This window comes from Micromonospora sp. NPDC052213, from assembly GCF_040679695.1.
In the GTDB taxonomy this organism is placed as follows: Bacteria; Actinomycetota; Actinomycetes; order Mycobacteriales; family Micromonosporaceae; genus Micromonospora.
In genome coordinates, this window is the sequence record NZ_JBFAVI010000051.1 from 23,463 (window position 1) to 39,773 (window position 16,311).

Annotated in this window: 14 protein-coding genes and 1 pseudogene; 8 read left to right on the forward strand and 7 right to left on the reverse strand. The window is 75.2% G+C overall.

Annotated elements, in window-relative coordinates; genetic code table 11:
* Positions 1–18: 18 nt before the first annotated feature.
* Positions 19–501, forward strand: coding sequence for a GNAT family N-acetyltransferase (locus tag AB0L34_RS15280; protein ID WP_363705129.1), 483 nt, complete (start codon positions 19–21; stop codon positions 499–501).
* A gap of 49 nt (positions 502–550) precedes the next feature.
* Here AB0L34_RS15280 and AB0L34_RS15285 read toward each other — a convergent pair whose 3' ends face one another.
* From AB0L34_RS15285 to AB0L34_RS15295, 3 genes and pseudogenes are all read right to left on the reverse strand, one after another.
* Positions 551–931 (reverse strand): VOC family protein, encoded by a 381-nt coding sequence (locus tag AB0L34_RS15285; protein ID WP_363705130.1) that lies wholly within the window; start codon positions 929–931, stop codon positions 551–553.
* 92 nt (positions 932–1,023) lie between these two features.
* Positions 1,024–2,055 carry a sigma-70 family RNA polymerase sigma factor gene (locus tag AB0L34_RS15290; RefSeq protein WP_363705131.1) on the reverse strand — a complete coding sequence of 344 codons (1,032 nt, stop codon included), beginning with the start codon at positions 2,053–2,055 and terminating at the stop codon, positions 1,024–1,026.
* Positions 2,056–2,212: 157 nt separating this feature from the next.
* A pseudogene (locus tag AB0L34_RS15295) lies at positions 2,213–2,776 on the reverse strand (GNAT family N-acetyltransferase); the annotation flags it as partial.
* A 35-nt stretch (positions 2,777–2,811) separates the two neighbouring features.
* Between AB0L34_RS15295 and AB0L34_RS15300 the strand changes: the two are divergent.
* Positions 2,812–4,119, forward strand: coding sequence for a glycosyltransferase 87 family protein (locus AB0L34_RS15300; RefSeq protein WP_363705132.1), 1,308 nt, complete (start codon positions 2,812–2,814; stop codon positions 4,117–4,119).
* Here AB0L34_RS15300 and AB0L34_RS15305 read toward each other — a convergent pair.
* Positions 4,018–4,569: a GNAT family N-acetyltransferase gene (locus AB0L34_RS15305; RefSeq protein WP_350705022.1), complete on the reverse strand. Its 552-nt coding sequence runs from the start codon at positions 4,567–4,569 to the stop codon at positions 4,018–4,020. The two genes, AB0L34_RS15300 and AB0L34_RS15305, sit on opposite strands and share 102 nt — an antisense overlap.
* Before the next feature lie 78 nt (positions 4,570–4,647).
* Between AB0L34_RS15305 and AB0L34_RS15310 the strand changes: the two genes are divergently transcribed.
* From AB0L34_RS15310 to AB0L34_RS15330, 5 genes are all read left to right on the forward strand, one after another.
* Positions 4,648–5,877 carry a crosslink repair DNA glycosylase YcaQ family protein gene (locus tag AB0L34_RS15310; RefSeq protein ID WP_363705133.1) on the forward strand — a complete coding sequence of 410 codons (1,230 nt, stop codon included), beginning with the start codon at positions 4,648–4,650 and terminating at the stop codon, positions 5,875–5,877.
* Positions 5,874–6,527, forward strand: a complete 654-nt coding sequence (locus AB0L34_RS15315; RefSeq protein WP_363705134.1) for a DUF2752 domain-containing protein — start codon at positions 5,874–5,876, stop codon at positions 6,525–6,527. The genes AB0L34_RS15310 and AB0L34_RS15315 overlap by 4 nt, the downstream gene beginning before the upstream one ends.
* A 386-nt stretch (positions 6,528–6,913) precedes the next feature.
* On the forward strand, positions 6,914–7,657 hold the full coding sequence (thyX, locus tag AB0L34_RS15320; RefSeq protein WP_357454283.1) for an FAD-dependent thymidylate synthase: 744 nt from the start codon (positions 6,914–6,916) through the stop codon (positions 7,655–7,657).
* 46 nt (positions 7,658–7,703) lie between these two features.
* On the forward strand, positions 7,704–8,630 hold the full coding sequence (gene dapA / locus AB0L34_RS15325) for a 4-hydroxy-tetrahydrodipicolinate synthase (RefSeq protein ID WP_357454212.1): 927 nt from the start codon (positions 7,704–7,706) through the stop codon (positions 8,628–8,630).
* Positions 8,631–8,682: 52 nt separating this feature from the next.
* Positions 8,683–10,371, forward strand: a complete 1,689-nt coding sequence (locus tag AB0L34_RS15330) for a ribonuclease J (RefSeq protein WP_350705029.1) — start codon at positions 8,683–8,685, stop codon at positions 10,369–10,371.
* A gap of 66 nt (positions 10,372–10,437) precedes the next feature.
* Here the strand turns inward: AB0L34_RS15330 and AB0L34_RS15335 are convergent, their stop codons facing one another.
* From AB0L34_RS15335 to AB0L34_RS15345, 3 genes are all read right to left on the reverse strand, one after another.
* The gene (locus AB0L34_RS15335; protein ID WP_363705135.1) at positions 10,438–11,268 is read right to left on the reverse strand and encodes an isocitrate lyase/phosphoenolpyruvate mutase family protein; all 831 of its coding nucleotides are present in this window, start codon (positions 11,266–11,268) and stop codon (positions 10,438–10,440) included.
* Between the two features lie 76 nt (positions 11,269–11,344).
* Entirely contained in the window at positions 11,345–13,174 is a 1,830-nt protein-coding gene (locus AB0L34_RS15340; protein WP_363705136.1) for a YbjN domain-containing protein, read from the reverse strand.
* Positions 13,171–13,650, reverse strand: coding sequence for a YbjN domain-containing protein (locus AB0L34_RS15345; RefSeq protein WP_363705137.1), 480 nt, complete (start codon positions 13,648–13,650; stop codon positions 13,171–13,173). The genes AB0L34_RS15340 and AB0L34_RS15345 overlap by 4 nt, the downstream gene beginning before the upstream one ends.
* Before the next feature lie 113 nt (positions 13,651–13,763).
* Here AB0L34_RS15345 and AB0L34_RS15350 point away from each other — a divergent pair, with 113 nt between their 5' ends.
* A complete protein-coding gene (locus AB0L34_RS15350; RefSeq protein WP_363705138.1) occupies positions 13,764–16,220 on the forward strand; it encodes a DNA translocase FtsK 4TM domain-containing protein in 2,457 nt (818 codons plus the stop codon).
* Positions 16,221–16,311: the final 91 nt, after the last annotated feature.

Below are 16,311 nucleotides of genomic sequence, written 5' to 3' on the forward strand. Positions count from 1 at the left end.
GGCTCCTAGGCTGCCCGGGTGATCGATTCTGGCATCCTCGACCGGGCGGGCCGCCGGGTCACCCTGCGTCCCGTGGACGACGACAACTGGCGGGCGGTGGCCGACGTCGCCCCCCGCGACGACCAGCGCGCCTGGGTGGCGGCCCTGGCCGCCCGCTACCTGCTGCTGACCATGCGTTCCGACGTCTGGAACTCGCTCGCCGTGTACGCGGACGAGACGGTGGTCGGGCACGTCATGTGGGGCGTGGACGACGACGGCTCGCGCTGGATCGGCGGCATGGTCGTCGACGCGGCCGAGCAGGACCGGGGCGTCGGCCGGGCGACCGTGCGCACCCTCGCCGCGTGGCTCGCCGCCCAGGACGGCGGGCACCCCGTCCGGCTCTCCTACCACCCCGACAACGCCTCGGCCGCCCGGCTCTACACGAGCCTGGGCTTCACGCCCACCGGCGCCATGGAGGACGACGAACTGGTCGCCGAGTTGCGCCCCGCCGCCTCCGCCTGACCGCCCGCCGGTTCACGGGCGGGGCGCGGCGGACGCCGGGGTCACCGCGTCAGCCCTCCTGGAGCACCGAGAGGATGTTGCCGGCCGGGTCGGTGAACCAGGCGATCGACGGCCCCTGGCCGCGCATGACGCCCTTGTCGTCCTGCGGCATGCCGGGGTAGCGCTCGAACCGGACGCCGCGCCCGGTCAGCTCGTTGACGGCCCGGTCGATGTCGTCGACCGGGAAGTTGAGCACCGTGTAGGTCGCCGGGGTGTGGTCCTCCTTCGGGTAGACCAGGATGTCCCGGTCGCCGGCGACGTGCAGCGTCAGCAGGCCGCCCATGGCGTCGTCCCGCGACACCCGCAGGCCGAGCGTGTCGGCGTAGAACCGCTGCGCCCGGTCGACGTCGTCGACCGCGAAGCTGCTCATCGCCTTCGTGTCCGTGAACATGTCGCTCTCCTTGTCGTGGCGTACGAGGGGTGGACGGCCCGGGCCTGCGGAACTCATCGCCCGGCGGGTCGGGGCGGGCGCGGCGGCCCGGCTCAGGGGCCGAGGCGGGGCGGCAGCCCGAACCGCGCGAACAGCTCCGGCGTGAGGAAGTGGGTGAGCCGGCTGATCCGCCCCGCCGAGAACTCGAGCACGTGGACGCTGAACGGCCGGTGCCCGCCCGCCGGGTCGGGGCGGTAGTGAGCGAAGGCGGTGCCACCGTTGGCGGACACCGGCACCAGCCGCGAGCCGCGGCACTCGGCACCCGGGCCGAGCATCCACCGCCGGATGTCCCCGGGGCCGCGCAGCCACAGCGCGAACGGCGGCATGCTCTGCACCGCGTCCTCCCGCAGCAGCGCGACGAGCGAGTCGATGTCGTAGCGCTCGAAGCTGGCGACGTAGCGGTCGAGCAGGTCGCGCTGCCGCCCGTCGAGCGGGGCGCCCGGCAGCCCGTCGCGGGCGGCCAGGGTGGCGCGGGCCCGCTGGAGGGCGCTGTTCACCGCCGCGACCGAGGCTCCGGCCAGCTCGGCGGTCTCGTCGGCCCGCCAACGCAGCACGTCGCGCAGGATCAGCACGGCCCGCTGCCGGGGCGGCAGGTGTTGCAGAGCGGCGACGAACGCCAGCCGGACCGACTCGCGGGCCTCGGCCACCGCCGCCGGGTCACCGGCCGGCAGCACGGCCGCGTCCGGCGCGGGGCCCACCCAGCGCTCGGACGCCGGCGCGCCCAGCGCGGCGAGGACCGGCTCGTCCGGCCCGCCGAACTCCATCGGCAGGGCCCGCCGGGCCCGCCCCCGCAACTGGTCAAGGCAGACGTTGGTGGCGATCCGGTAGAGCCACGTCCGGGTGGAGGACCGGGCCTGGAAGCCGTCGTGCCCGCGCCAGGCGCGCAGCAGCGTCTCCTGCACCGCGTCCTCGGCGTCGAAGATCGAACCGAGCATCCGGTAGCAGTAACCGGTCAGCCCGACGCGGTGCGCCTCGAACGCCGCGTCGGCCGGGCCCGCCGCCGGCCCGGCGGCACCGGCGGGGTCGCGACCGGTCGGGCCGCCGTGGGTCACGCCCGCTCCGCTGGTCGCCGTCGCTGCGGTCATGGGGTCACGGTAGGCGACGCCCCCGACAGTGTCCGCCGATCCGGGCCCGCGTGGAGGCGTGTCGTCAGTCCACGGGGGGCGCCGGCGACGGCACCGACCCGGCCGGCGGGGCGTCCGGCAGCGTCGCCTCCGTGGGCGTCGCGTCCGCGGGGTCCGCCTCCGTCGGCACCGCCACGTGCAGGCGCAGCTGCGGGACGAGCATGTCCTCCACGTCCAGGGCGCGCGCCGCGCCGTCGGGCTCCCAGCCGGTGCTGGTGAGGAACTTCCGGGTCGCCTCGTCGCCGTCGAACGCCCAGGCCACCGCCCGGGCGAACCCGTCGGCGCGCCACAGGTCGACGGTCGCGGCGAGCAGCCGGCTGCCGTGCCCGCGCCGCCCCCAGCGCGGCTCCACCAGCAGGTCGGTCACCGCCGCCACGCCGGGCCCGAGCGCCTCGGCCGGCTCACCCGGGGCGAGTGCCTCGGCATCGGCCGGACCCGAGGCGGCGAACCCCACCAGATACGATTGCTCGGCCTGTTCGACGGCGACGAGCACCCGATGCGTGCCGGAGGGCGGCTCCTGCACCGCCGCGCTCCACCGCCGGGCGAGCCACGCCTCGTCCAGGTTGTCGAGCACGTGCCGGGGCAGAATCCGGCGATAGGCGACCCGCCAGGTCGCGAGTTGGATGCGTGCGATCTCGCCGGCGTCTTCCGGACGCGCCGGGCGGACGTACCCGAGAGCCATGGGACGGAAGCCTACGCAGGGCGAGGGAGGCGACGGTGGCGCAGGGTCCCCGACGGACGGTCCAGCAGGTCGTGAGCGTGGTGGGGCTCGCCGTCGCGGTGGCCGCGTTCCTGTCCGTGGCGGCCGTCCGGCACGGCTTCTTCGACCTGAAGGTCTACTACGGCGCGCTGACCTGGTGGGTGCACGACGGCGGGGAGATCTACGACTTCCTCAAGCCCGGCACGCAGTACGGCTTCACCTATCCGCCCTTCGCCGCCCTGGTCATGCTGCCGATGGCGTACCTGCCGTGGTCGGCGGCGATCGTGGTGAGCGTGGCCGCCAGCGTGGTGGTCACCGCCGTGCTGTTCTGGTGGCTGGTCGACCCGATCTCCCGCCGGGCCGGCTGGACCCGCTGGTTCGCCCTCGCCGTGGCGCTCTGCCTGGCCGCCGCGTACGAGCCGATGCGCGAGACGGTCAACTTCGGCCAGGTCAACATGCTGCTGCTCTTCCTGGTCGCGGTCGACCTGCTCCGGCTGCTGCCGGCCGGCAACCGCTGGGCCGGGGTGGGCATCGGCCTGGCCACGGCGATCAAGCTGACCCCGGGCATCTTCATCGTCTACCTGCTGGTCACCCGGCGCTGGCGGGCCGCGGTCACCTCGATGGCCGCCGCGGCCGGCGCGACCCTGCTGGCCGCCGCGCTCTTCCCCGACGCGTCGCGGGAGTTCTGGACCGAGGCGCTGTGGAACACCGGCCGGGTGGGCGAGTTGGCGTTCGTCTCCAACCAGTCGCTGCGCGGGGTGGTCGCCCGGCTGAACCCGGAACACCCGAGCACCCTGGCCTGGCTGGCGCTGGTGCTCGCCACGCTGGCGCTGTGGGCGTGGCGCTCCCGGGCCGCCGTGGCCGCCGGCGACGAGGCGACCGGCCTGGCGCTGACCGGTGCGGTGATGTGTCTGGTCAGCCCGGTCACCTGGGTGCACCACCTGGTCTGGTTGCTGCCCGCGCTGATCCTGCTGGTGGACAACGGCATGGCCGCACCGGCCGGCGGCCGGCGGCGCCGCGTCCTGCTGGGCGCCGCGATCGTCGGGTACGGCTTCCTGATCAGCCGGATCGTCTGGGCCTGGGAGAAGGACTTCACCGGGTTCGACGGCTTCCTCGGCAGCAACACCTACGTCTGGATCAGCCTGGCGCTGCTGGCGTTCCTGCCGGTCCGTCGCGTCGGCGGCGCCGGCCGGACCAGCCGCCGCTGGGCGACGCCGGCCGGGTCAGCCGTCGAGGCGTCCGGCGTACCGCAGCTCGACGAGCCCGACCGGCGGGCGCCCGCCGGCCAACGGCACCGGGTAGGTCGACCGCTCACCGTCCGGTGACAGCCCCGCCCGCTCGTAGAACCGGCGGGCCCGGTGGTTGTCGGCCAGCACCCAGAGCCGGTAGTCGGACCAGCCCCGCCCGGCCAGCCCGGCGCGGGCCGAGGCCAGCAGCGCCCCCGCCGTGCCGTCGCCCCAGTGCGCCGGCTCGACGTACATCGCCACCACCTCCCCGTGCGCGAGGTCGAGGTCGCCCCGGTCCTGGTTGATCCGGTACGGCCCGAACGTGGTGAACCCGGCCAGCGTCCCGTCGGCCTCGGCGAGCAGGGTGGTGAACGGGTGCTCCGGATCGGCGGTGCCGAGGTCCCGGCGGCGCTGCGCCCAGGCCGCGACGTTGAGGCGCCGCAGCACCTCCTCGGGCATGATCCCCGCGTAGCCGGCCTGCCACCCGTGGATGTGCACCCGGGCGACCGCCTCGGCGTCCTCGGGCTCCTCGCGCCGGATCGTGAGCATGCGTCCGTTCTATGCCCCGGCGGGCGATCGGTCCAGCGTCCGCTCCGGTGTCGTACGCGTGGATTAGGGTGCCCGACGATGGCCGCACCGGAATCACTCTCGCTCGCCCAGGCGCGCCGGGTGGCGCTCGCCGCCCAGGGCTTCGCCGACCCCGCGCCCACCGGCGTGCCCACCCGCCGACACCTGCGCCGGGTGCTCGCCCGGGTCGGGCTGATCCAGATGGATTCGGTCAACGTCCTGCAACGCGCGCACTACCTGCCGCTCTACAGCCGGCTCGGGCCCTACCCGACGTCGCTGCTCGACACCGCCGCCTACCGACGTCCCCGGGAGCTGTTCGAATACTGGGGCCACGAGGCGTCGCTGGTCCCCGTCGGGTTGCACCCGGCGTTGCGCTGGCGGATGGCCCGGGCCCGCGCGGAGGCGTGGGGCGGGATGCGCCGGATCGCCGAGGAGCAGCCCGGCCTGGTCGCCTGGGTCCGTGACGAGGTGGCCGCCCGGGGGCCGCTCACCGCCGCCGAGATCGAGCACGACGCGCCCCGGGAGACCGGCAACTGGGGGTGGAACTGGTCGGCGGTGAAGCGGGCGCTGGAGTTCCTCTTCTGGGCCGGCGAGGTGGCCGCCGCCGACCGCACCACCTCGTTCGCCCGCCGCTACGACCTGCCGGAGCGGGTGCTGCCGGCCACCGTGCTGGACGCGCCCACGCCGACCGACGCCGAGGCGTACCGCACGCTGGTGGCCATCGCCGCGCGGTCGCTCGGGGTGGCCGCGGAACCGGAGCTGCGCGACTACTTCCGGCTGCCCCTCGCCGGCGCCCGGCAGGCCATCGCGGAGCTGGTCGAGGCGGGTGAGCTGCTGCCGGTCGCCGTGCAGGGCTGGCGGCAGCCCGCCTGGCTGCACGCCGGGGCGCGGCTGCCCCGCTGGGTGCGCGGGAACACCCTGGTCAGCCCGTTCGACCCGCTGGTCTGGGAGCGGGCCCGCACCGAGCGGCTCTTCGACTTCAGCTACCGGATCGAGATCTACGTCCCGGCGCCGCAGCGGGTCCACGGCTACTACGTGCTGCCCTTCCTGCAGGGGGAGCGGTTCACCGCCCGGGTCGACCTGAAGGCCGATCGCAAGGCCGGGGTGCTGCTGGTGCCGGCCGCCTGGGTCGAGCCGGGCGCCGACCCGGGCGAGACCGCGCTGGCACTCGCCGCCGAGCTGCACCGCCTCGCCGGCTGGCTCGGCCTGGACGCGGTGGCGCCGCCCGCCGCCGGCGACCTGGCCGCCCCGCTGGCCGCCGCGCTGCTGGGCGTGGCCGGTGTACGGTGAGCCACGTGACGAGCGTTGACGGGCCGGCCCCCCAGCCGCATCCGCAGAGCGGCGGGGTTGACGCCCCGCCCCAGGCGTCTCGGTCGGGGCAGCCCGACCCGGGGCCGGCGGGCGAGCCGGGTGCGTGGCCGGCCGGTGAGCCGGGTGCCTGGCCCGCGGGCCAGGCGTCGCCCTACCCGGTGCCGCCCTACCCGGTGCCTGAGCCGGACCGGCTGACCCGCTTCGTCGTCCGCCTCTACGACCGCTCGCCGCGCTGGGCCGTGCCGTTGGCCGCGCTCGGCTGCGTCGCCGCCGGCATCGGCTACACGCTGCTCAGCAACCCGACCCACGCCGCGCCGGACGCCGCGCCGACCTGCCTGCTCAAGCTGACCACGGGGCTGGACTGCCCGGGCTGTGGCGGCACCCGCGCGCTCTGGTACGTGCTGCACGGCGACCTGCCGGCCGCCGCCCGGCACCACTTCCTCTTCGTCTTCGCGCTGCCCTTCCTGGCCTACCTCTTCGTCGCCTGGGCGGGGAAGCAGGCGTTCGGCTGGCGCCTGCCCGAGCTGCACCTCAGCTCGAAGGTGATCGGCGGCTTCCTCGCCGCCTGGCTGGCCTTCTCGGTGGTACGCAACCTCCCCTGGGCGCCGTTCACCTCGCTCTACGTCTGACCCTCCCTCCCGACGCGACCCGCGTCTCCCGAGGCATGGGCCGCGCTCCCGAGGCGGCCCACGCCTCCCGATTCCCCGGCCGGGTCGGGTGGGTCGGGCGCGGCGGTCGCCGGCCCGCCGGTCGTGAACGCTGTCGTTCGTGCCGCCGACCGGTGGTGGTCGCCGGCGTCCCGACCGCTCGGGTGGCTGCCCCAGCTGTGGGGCAGCTCGACAGCGTCGTCGCGCATCCCACCCAGTGGCGGCCCGAGCGCGCCGAGACCTTGGCCACGTGTCGGTCAGGCGGACCGGCACCTGTCCGACCGTTCGCAGCTCAACGACCCGTTCGGCCCGTGAGCCCAACTTTCCCCCGCGACCGCCGGGCCACTACAGTGCCAGGAATGCCGGACATGGTGCAGCCCCAGGTCAAGCTCATCGCGTGGACCCACTTCGAGGCCCCGGACGACGTGCCGTGGTCGACCGACGCCGAGGGCGGCCAGGCGCTGGCCGAGTTCGCCGGCCGGGCCTGCTACCAGAGCTGGAAGAAGCCCAACCCGGCCACGGCCACCAACGCCGGCTACCTCGCGCACATCCTGGAGGTCGGGCACCTCTCGGTGCTGGAGCACGGCTCGGTCAGCTTCTACTTCAGCGGCGTGTCCCGCTCGTTCACCCACGAGCTGATCCGGCACCGCCACTTCTCCTACTCCCAGCTCTCCCAGCGGTACGTGCCGGAGCGGGACGCCGCCATGGTCGAGCCCACGGTGATCGCCGAGGACCCGGAGCTGCACAAGAAGTTCGTGGAGGCCGCCGAGGCGAGCGTGCGCGCGTACAACGAGCTGCTGGAGGGGCTGGAGCGGCGCTTCGCGGACGTGGAGAACGCCACGCTGCGGCGCAAGCAGGCCCGCCAGGCGGCCCGCGCCGTCCTGCCCAACGCCACCGAGACGCGGATCGTGGTCACCGGCAACTACCGGGCCTGGCGGCACTTCATCGCCATGCGCGCCACGGAGTACGCCGACGTCGAGATCCGTGAGCTGGCGGTGGAGTGCCTGCGGCAACTCCAGCGGGTCGCCCCGAACGTCTTCGCCGACTTCGTCATCTCGGCCCTGCCCGACGGCACCGAGGTGGCCGCCAGCCCGCACGCCGAGTTGTCCTGAGCCCTTCCCCGGCGGGGTGCCGGTGGTCGTCCGCTAGGTTGGTGGCATGACGCACGACCACCCTGACACCCCCGCCCGGGCGGTGTCCCGCCCCTTCGGGCGAGTGCTCACGGCCATGGTGACCCCGTTCACCGCCGACGGCTCGCTCGACCTCGACGGCGCGGCGCGCCTCGCCAGCTACCTGGTGGACGAGCAGGGCAACGACGCGCTGGTGGTCAACGGCACCACCGGCGAGTCGCCGACCACCACCGACGCGGAGAAGGAACACCTGATCCGGGCCGTGGTGGAGGCCGTCGGCGACCGCGCCAAGATCGTGGCGGGGGTCGGCACCAACGACACCCGGCACACGATCGAGCTGGCCGCCGGCGCGGAGAAGGCCGGCGCGCACGGCCTGCTCGTGGTCACCCCGTACTACAACAAGCCGCCGCAGGCCGGCCTGCTGCGGCACTTCACCGCCGTCGCGGACGCCACCGGGCTGCCGGTGATGCTCTACGACATCCCGCACCGCTCCGGCGTGCCGATCGCCACCGAGACGATGGTGCGGCTGGCCGAGCACGGCCGGATCGTCGCGGTGAAGGACGCCAAGGGCGACCTGACCGCGACCGGCTGGGTCACCGCCCGCACCAACCTCGCCTTCTACAGCGGCGAGGACTCGTTGACCCTGCCCGCGCTGGCCGTGGGCGCCGTCGGTGTGGTCGGCACCTCGACCCACTTCACCGGCGCGCTCACCAAGCGGATGATCGAGGCGTACGACGCGGGGGACACCGCCGGCGCGCTGGACCTGCACCGGCGGCTGCTGCCGCTGTACACCGGCATCTTCCGCACCCAGGGCGTGATCCTGGTGAAGGCCGGCCTGGCCGCCGCCGGGATGCCCGCCGGTCCGGTGCGTCCGCCGCTGGTCGACGCGACCGACGACGAGATCGCCCAGCTCCGCGCGGACTGCGCGGCGGCGGGCCTGGAACTGCCCGAATGACCGAACGACACGACGGGCGCCGGGTGACGGCGCCGCAGAATGAGGTGGACGCGTGACCGAGGCGCACATCGAGGCGGAACTGCCCCCGCCGCTGCCGGAGGGTGGGCTGCGGATCATCCCGCTCGGCGGGCTCGGCGCCATCGGTCGCAACATGACCGTCTTCGAGTACGACGGCAAGCTGCTCGTCGTCGACTGCGGGGTGCTCTTCCCGGACGTGGAGCAGCCCGGCGTCGACCTGATCCTGCCGGACTTCGGCCCGATCCTCGACCGGCTCGACGACGTCCAGGCGATCGTGCTCACCCACGGCCACGAGGACCACATCGGCGCGGTGCCCTACCTGCTCGCGCACAAGCCCGACATCCCGCTGGTCGGTTCGCAGTTCACGCTGGCCCTGGTCGAGGCGAAGCTCGCCGAGCGGCGGATCCAGCCCTACACGCTGACCGTGCGGGAGGGCGGCCGGGAGCGGCTCGGCCCGTTCGAGTGCGAGTTCTTCGCGGTCAACCACTCGATCCCGGACGCGCTCGCGGTGGCCATCCGCACCCCGGCCGGCCTGGTGCTGCACACCGGCGACTTCAAGATGGACCAGCTCCCGCTGGACGGCCGGATCACCGACCTGGCCGGGTTCGCCCGGCTCGGCGCCGAGGGCGTGGACCTGCTGCTGTCGGACTCCACCAACGCGGAGATCCCCGGCTTCGTCACCCCCGAGCGCGAGATCGGGCCGGTGCTCGACTCGATCTTCGCGAAGGCGCGCGGCCGGATCATCGTCGCCTCGTTCGCCTCACACGTGCACCGGGTGCAGCAGGTCTTCGACTCCGCCGCCGAGCACGGCCGCAAGGTCGCCCTGATCGGCCGCTCCATGGTCCGCAACATGGGCATCGCCCGCGACCTCGGGCTGCTCAACATCCCGGCCGGACTGGTCGTCGGGCTGGAAGAGGCGACCACCATGCCGCCCGAGCAGATCGTGCTGATGTCCACCGGCTCGCAGGGCGAGCCGATGAGCGCCCTGGGCCGGATGGCCAGCGGCGACCACCGGCACATCACCATCGCCCCCGGCGACACGGTGGTGCTCGCCTCGTCGCTGGTGCCCGGCAACGAGACGTCCGTCTACCGGGTCATCAACCGGCTGGCCCGCGCCGGCGCGGTGGTGGTGCACAAGGACGTGGCCAAGGTGCACGTCTCCGGCCACGCCCCCGCCGGCGAGCTGCTCTACCTGCTGAACGTGGTACGCCCCAGCAACCTGATGCCGGTGCACGGCGAGTGGCGGCACCTGCGCGCGCACGCCCGGCTCGGCATCGAGTCCGGTGTCGCCCCCGACCGCGTGGTGCTCTGCGAGGACGGCGACGTCGTCGACCTCGTCGAGGGCCGGGCCAGCCTCGTCGGGCACGTGAAGAGCCGCTACGTCTACGTCGACGGCCTCGCCGTCGGCGACGTGAGCGAGTCGCTGCTCACCGAGCGGCGGATCCTCGGCGACGGCGGGTTCATCGCCGCCACCGTGGTCGTCGACTCCGTGACCGGCAAGGTGGTCGGCGGTCCCACCGTCTCCGCCAAGGGCTTCTCGGAGGACCCGGAGGCGTTCAACCCGGTGGTCCCGCTGGTCACCGAGGCGCTGAACCGGGCGGCCTCCGACGGCATCACCGACCCGCACCAGCTCCAGCAGATCGTCCGGCGCACCGTGGGGCGGTGGGTGAACGACGCGTACCGGCGCCGGCCCATGATCGTGCCCACCGTCGTCGAGGTCTGACCCCCCCGCTCCACCGACGCCCGCCCGCACCCCGTGTGCCGGCGGGCGTCGCCGTGGGCCGTCGGCTCAGGCCAGCAGCGCGTTCAGCTCGCCGTAGCTGATCGCGCCGGCCAGCGAGTCGTACGAGCCGGAGTGCAGCGCCTCCGTGGCGGCGCGGCGGACCAGCCCGTACGCGGCCTCGGCGAGCGCCGAGCCGAGGCTGACCCGGGCCACGCCCAGCCCGGCCAGGGCGGCCACGGGGAGCGACCCCGGCCCGGCGAGCACGTTGACCGGCCCGTCGATCCCGGCGACCAGTGCCCCGATGGTCTCCGCGTCGACCACGCCCGGCACGAAGATGCCGTCCGCGCCCGCCGCCCGGTACGCCTCCGCCCGGCGCAGCGTCTCCGCCAGCCGGTCCGCCGGGTCGCCGACGGCCCGCAGGAACACGTCGGTGCGGGCGTTGACGAAGAGCCGTACCCCCGCCTCGTCGGCGGCCTCCCGGGCCGCCCGGATGCGGGCGCACTGCCCGTCGACCGGGCGCAGCGGGGACGTCCCGGCCGGCGGGGCGTCCTCGATGTTGACGCCGACCGCGCCGGCGGCGAGCACCGCGGTCACCGTGCGGGCGACCCCGGCCGGGTCGGCGGCGTACCCGCTCTCGATGTCGGCGGTGACCGGGACGGTGACGGCGGCGGCGACGCGGGCGACCACCGCCAGGGCGAGGTCCCGGTCCAGCTCGTCGCCGTCCGGCGCGCCCAGGCTCCAGGAGACGCCGGCGCTCGTGGTGGCGACGGCGGTCGCGCCGCAGTCGGCCACGATCCGCGCGCTGGCCGCGTCCCAGGCGTTGGGCAGCACGAGCGGGGAGCCGGGCCGGTGCAGGGAGTGCAGGAGCAGGGCGGTGCGCTGTCGGTGCGTCGTCATGGGCACGAGTCCACCAGGGCGGGAGAAGATCGTCCGGCGGGTTTCGGACCTCACCCGTGAGCCCCGCCCCGGCCGGTCAGGGCAGCTCGGCCACCGCATCGGCGTACGCGACGCCGGTGTCGACGGCCGCGTCGAGCAGGACCGTGAGCTGGGCCGGGGCCACCCCGTGCGCCAGGTCGGTGCTGACGTCGCCGGCCAGCACCAGCTCGCCCCCGAGGTCGTGCACGTACGCCTTCGGCAGCAGCCGGTCGTGGTTCCACGCGTTGCAGAACGCGTACGCCTCGGCGAGCCGGTCGGCCGGCAGCCGGCGGCTCGCCACCGCGCGCGCCCGGAGGATCTCGCCCCGCTCGCCGGCCCGGCGGAACTGGATGAGCGCCTCGCCCCACCGGCCGACCACGGTGCCGTCGGCGTCCACGGCGTAGTGGTCCCCGCGCCGGTCCAGGGCGGCCGTGATCATCTCCACGCTCAGCGGGCGGGGCTCCCCGTCGGCCGGCGGGCCGTCGTCGGCCGGATCGCCCGGGTCGTCGTCGGGCGCGTCGTCCGGCGGCAGCGGCACCGGTGCGACGAGCGGCCGCTCGGCCAGCCAGGACGCGATCCGGCCGGACTGGTGGCCGGTGCCGTTGCGGGCGTCGAAGCTGCCGGCCAGCGTGGTGGCCAACCCGAGCAGGGTGGCGCCGAGCGTGGCCACGTCGAGGTCGGCGGCCGGCCGGTCGCCGTACCCGGGTCGGTGCACCGTCCGGCCCCCCAGCCCCGCCTCGACGGCGAGCGCGCAGACCAGCGCCCCGGCGGCGGCGAACTCCATCGCGGACAGGTCGTCGTGCGGCCGGTCCAGCCGGGGCAGCTGCTCGGCCAGGACGTCCAGCCCCCGGGCGGGGTGCCCGCCCAGCGCGCACCACCGCAGGTGCGCGGCGAGGTACGGGAAGGCGGCCTGCTCCCGCCGGTGCCGCCGGTACGCCCGCACGTGTGCCTCGGCCGCCCGCTCCGACTCCCCGACGCGCAGCCAGGGCAGCAGCCCGGCGGCCAGCGCCCGCTCGGGTTGCTCGGTGCAGTCGCCCGTGCCGGCCGGCGCGTCCGCCAGCGCGTCCAGCGCGGCCCGGTGGTCGCCCCATCCGGCGAGCAGGTCCGCCCGCCGGGCCGGCGCGCAGCCGGGGCAGCCGCCGGCCGGCCCTGCCCCGACCGCCGACCAGCGGTCGAACCACCGCCGGGCGGCCGGCTCGTCGCCGAGGTGGTCGGCGATCCGGCAGCGCAGCTCGGCGACCACCGCCGCGTCCCCGCCCGACCCGCCGGCGCGGCCGTCACCCGTGGCGTCCGCGGGGGCGCGGCCGTGGCCGGTGACGTCCGCCAGGGCGCCGCCGTGGCCCGTGGCGCCCGCCGGGGCGGCACCGCCGGAGGCTGTCCCGCCCGCCGGATCGGCTGCGTCGCCGGCGTCCGGCGGGACGGGGGAGCGGGCGGCGGCCCGGGCGGCGAGGTCGTCCAGCATGGCCCGGGCCTGGTCCAGCCCGACCCGGGGGCTGCCGAGCAGGGCCTCCACGGCGTACCGCTGGTAGCGCAGCAGCAGCGCGGCGTCCGGGCCGGGCAGCAGGTCGGGACGACGGTCGACGGCGGCGAGGCAGCGGCGCACCGGCTCGACCAGCCGCCACCGCTCCCCGTGCAGCAGGTAGCCCTCGATCAGCGCGAACCGGGCCTCCACCGCGGACCGGTCGTCGCCGGTGGCGTCGGCGTGCGCGGCGATCCGTTCCAGCTCCGCGCTGCGGGCCTCGCCGTCGGGCGCGTCCCGGGCGTCGGCGAGCGCCTCGGCCAGCGCCGGGTCCCGGTGCCCGCCCCCGCGCCGCCGCCCGCCCCACCGGCCGGTCGGCCCGAAGGGGTCCAGCCCGCGAGGGGCCGGCTCCCCGCCCCGGCCCGTCACGCCACGACCCCGCCGGGCAGCCGGGCGACCTCGGTGGCGAGCTGGCAGCCGGTGGCGATGCCGCAGTCGAGCAACTGGTCGAGCTGGTGCGGGGTGACCCCGCGCTCCAGGTCGGTGATGACCTCGCCGCAGACCCGGGCCCGCCCGTCGTCCTCGACGTGCACGAACGCCTTCGGCCAGAGTCGGTCGTGGTTCCAGGCGTTGCAGAAGGCGTGCAGCGCCGGCACGTACTCGATCGGGAACGTCGGCGCGGCCAGGGTGCGGACCTGGAGCAGCTCACCGGCGGCGCCCGGCCGCAGGAACCAGATCAGGCTGTCGGCCCAGCGGCCGACCAGGTCGCCGTCCGCGTCGGCCTGGACCACGTACCCCCGGCTGCGCAGCACGGCGGCGATCAGCTCACCGGTCAGCGGTCGCAGCGCCGCCGGGTGTCCGGCCAGGGGGCCCTCCGGACCGTCCTCGATTCCCGGCGACGCCATCGGGCATCCCTTCTGAGGCAGATATCACGTGAAGCGGCGCGGTCCGCGCTGCGACGCGCGGACACGACCCGGAAAAGCGGCGATCTGCCGGGTCACGCCGTTAAGTTGATGCTATGGCGGGCCGTACCTCTCAGGCGAGTCGGCGGCGCGGCGCGTCGCCGCGTGGCACCACGAACAGCCGTGCCCGCCAGCCGGCGAAGAAGACCGCCCGGGCGGCCCCCCGGCGGCGGCCCGCGGCGCGGCCGAGCCCGGGGCTCCTCGTCGGACGCGCGGTCGGCGCACTGTGGATGGGGCTGGCGCACGGCGTCGGGTGGGCGTTCCGTGCCGCCGGCCGGCAGGCCGCCTCGGCCCGAGGGCTCGACCCGGAGCACCGCCGCGACGGCGCGGGGCTGCTGGTCTTCGGCCTCGCCCTGCTCAGCGCGGTGGCCATCTGGTTCTCCGGCGCCGGCCCGGTCGGCGAGCAGCTGGCCGACACCGTCCGGCTCTTCCTCGGTGCGATCGCCATCGTGGTGCCGGTGCTGCTGATGATCGGGGCCTGGCGCCTCATGCGCGAGCCCGGCGACCCGGAGCACCGCGGCCGGGGGCTGGTCGGCTGGGGCTCGATGCTGGTCGCCACCGCCGCGATGCTGCACATCGGGCAGAACCCGGTCGACGCGGTCCAGCGCGACTTCGCCGGCGGCCTGGTCGGCGCGGGCGTGGGCAGCCTGCTGGAACGGGCCGTCACCGCCTGGGTCGCCGTGCCGCTGCTGATCCTGCTGCTGGTCTTCGGCCTGCTGGTGGTCACCGCGACGCCGATCAACAAGATCCCGGAGCGGCTCGGCCTGCTCGCCGGCACCCTGGTCGCCCCGTCGGCCGAGGAGGAGACGGACGAGGCGCCCGCGAAGCCCGCCCGCAAGCGCGCGACGAAGCGGGCGGCACCGCCGCCGGTCGACCCGGCGGAGTTCGACGACGAACTCGACGGGGCGGACCTCCAGGAAACCCTCGTGCTGCCCCGCAAGCGTCCCGGCAAGGTTCCGGCCAGCCGCAAGCCGGTCGAGCCGCCGGAGCACTCGCCCGCACCGACCCGGGCCGAGCAGCTCGCGCTGACCGGGTTGGCCGGCGACTACACCCTGCCGCCGGCGAACATGCTCAGCAGCGGCGCGGCCCCGAAGAGCCGGAGCAGGGCCAACGACGAGGTGATCGCCGCGCTCACCGGCGTCTTCGAGCAGTTCGACGTGGACGCCGCCGTCACCGGCTTCACTCGCGGGCCGACGGTCACCCGCTACGAGGTGGAGCTGGGCCCGGGCGTCAAGGTCGAGCGGATCACCCAGCTCTCCCGCAACATCGCGTACGCGGTGAAGTCACCGGACGTGCGGATCCTCAGCCCGATCCCGGGCAAGAGCGCGGTCGGCGTGGAGATCCCGAACACCGACCCGGAGAACGTGGCGCTCGGCGACGTGCTGCGCTCGCGGGCCGCCACCGGCGACCACCACCCGATGGTGGTGGCGCTCGGCAAGGACATCGAGGGCGGCTACGTGGTGGCCAACCTCGCCAAGATGCCGCACATCCTGATCGCCGGCGCGACCGGCGCGGGCAAGTCGTCCTGCCTGAACTCGCTGCTGGTGTCCATTCTCACCCGGGCCACGCCGGACGAGGTGCGGCTGCTGCTGATCGACCCGAAGCGGGTCGAGATGACCGGCTACGAGGGCATCCCGCACCTGGTCACGCCGATCGTGACCAACGCCAAGAAGGCGGCCGACTCGCTGGAGTGGGTCGTCCGCGAGATGGACATGCGCTACGACGACCTCGCCGCCAACGGGGTCCGGCACATCGACGACTTCAACCGCAAGGTGCGCAACGGCGAGATCAAGGCCCCGCCGGGCAGCGAGCGGGAGATGCGCCCGTACCCGTACCTGCTGGTGATCGTGGACGAGCTGGCCGACCTGATGATGGTCGCCCCGCGCGACGTGGAGGACTCGGTCGTCCGGATCACCCAGCTCGCCCGGGCCGCCGGCATCCACCTGGTGCTGGCCACCCAGCGCCCCTCGGTCGACGTGGTCACCGGCCTGATCAAGGCGAACGTGCCGTCCCGGCTGGCGTTCGCCACCTCCTCCCTGGCCGACTCGCGGGTCATCCTCGACCAGCCGGGCGCGGAGAAGCTGCTCGGCCGTGGTGACGGTCTCTTCCTGCCGATGGGCGCCTCGAAGCCCATCCGGATCCAGGGCGCCTGGGTGACCGAGCGCGAGATCGCCGACGTGGTGAAGTTCTGCAAGGACCAGCGCGAGCCGGAGTTCCGCCCCGACGTGCTCGCCGCGCCCGACAGCGGCAAGAAGAAGATCGACGAGGACATCGGCGACGACCTCGACCTGCTGGTGCAGGCCGTCGAGTTGGTGGTCACCTCGCAGTTCGGCTCGACCTCCATGCTGCAGCGCAAGCTGCGGGTCGGCTTCGCCAAGGCGGGCCGGCTGATGGACCTGATGGAGACCCGGGGCGTGGTCGGCCCGTCGGAGGGCTCCAAGGCCCGCGACGTGCTGGTCAAGCCCGACGAGCTGGAGGAGGTCCTGGTCGGCCTGCGCGGCGGCGAGGAGTGACGCCGACCGGGCGCCGGCACGTCGCCTGCTCCCTCGTCTCGCCCTGGTCGGCCGGGTCGGACACGGACGGGCCCGCCGGAAGCCGGCGGGC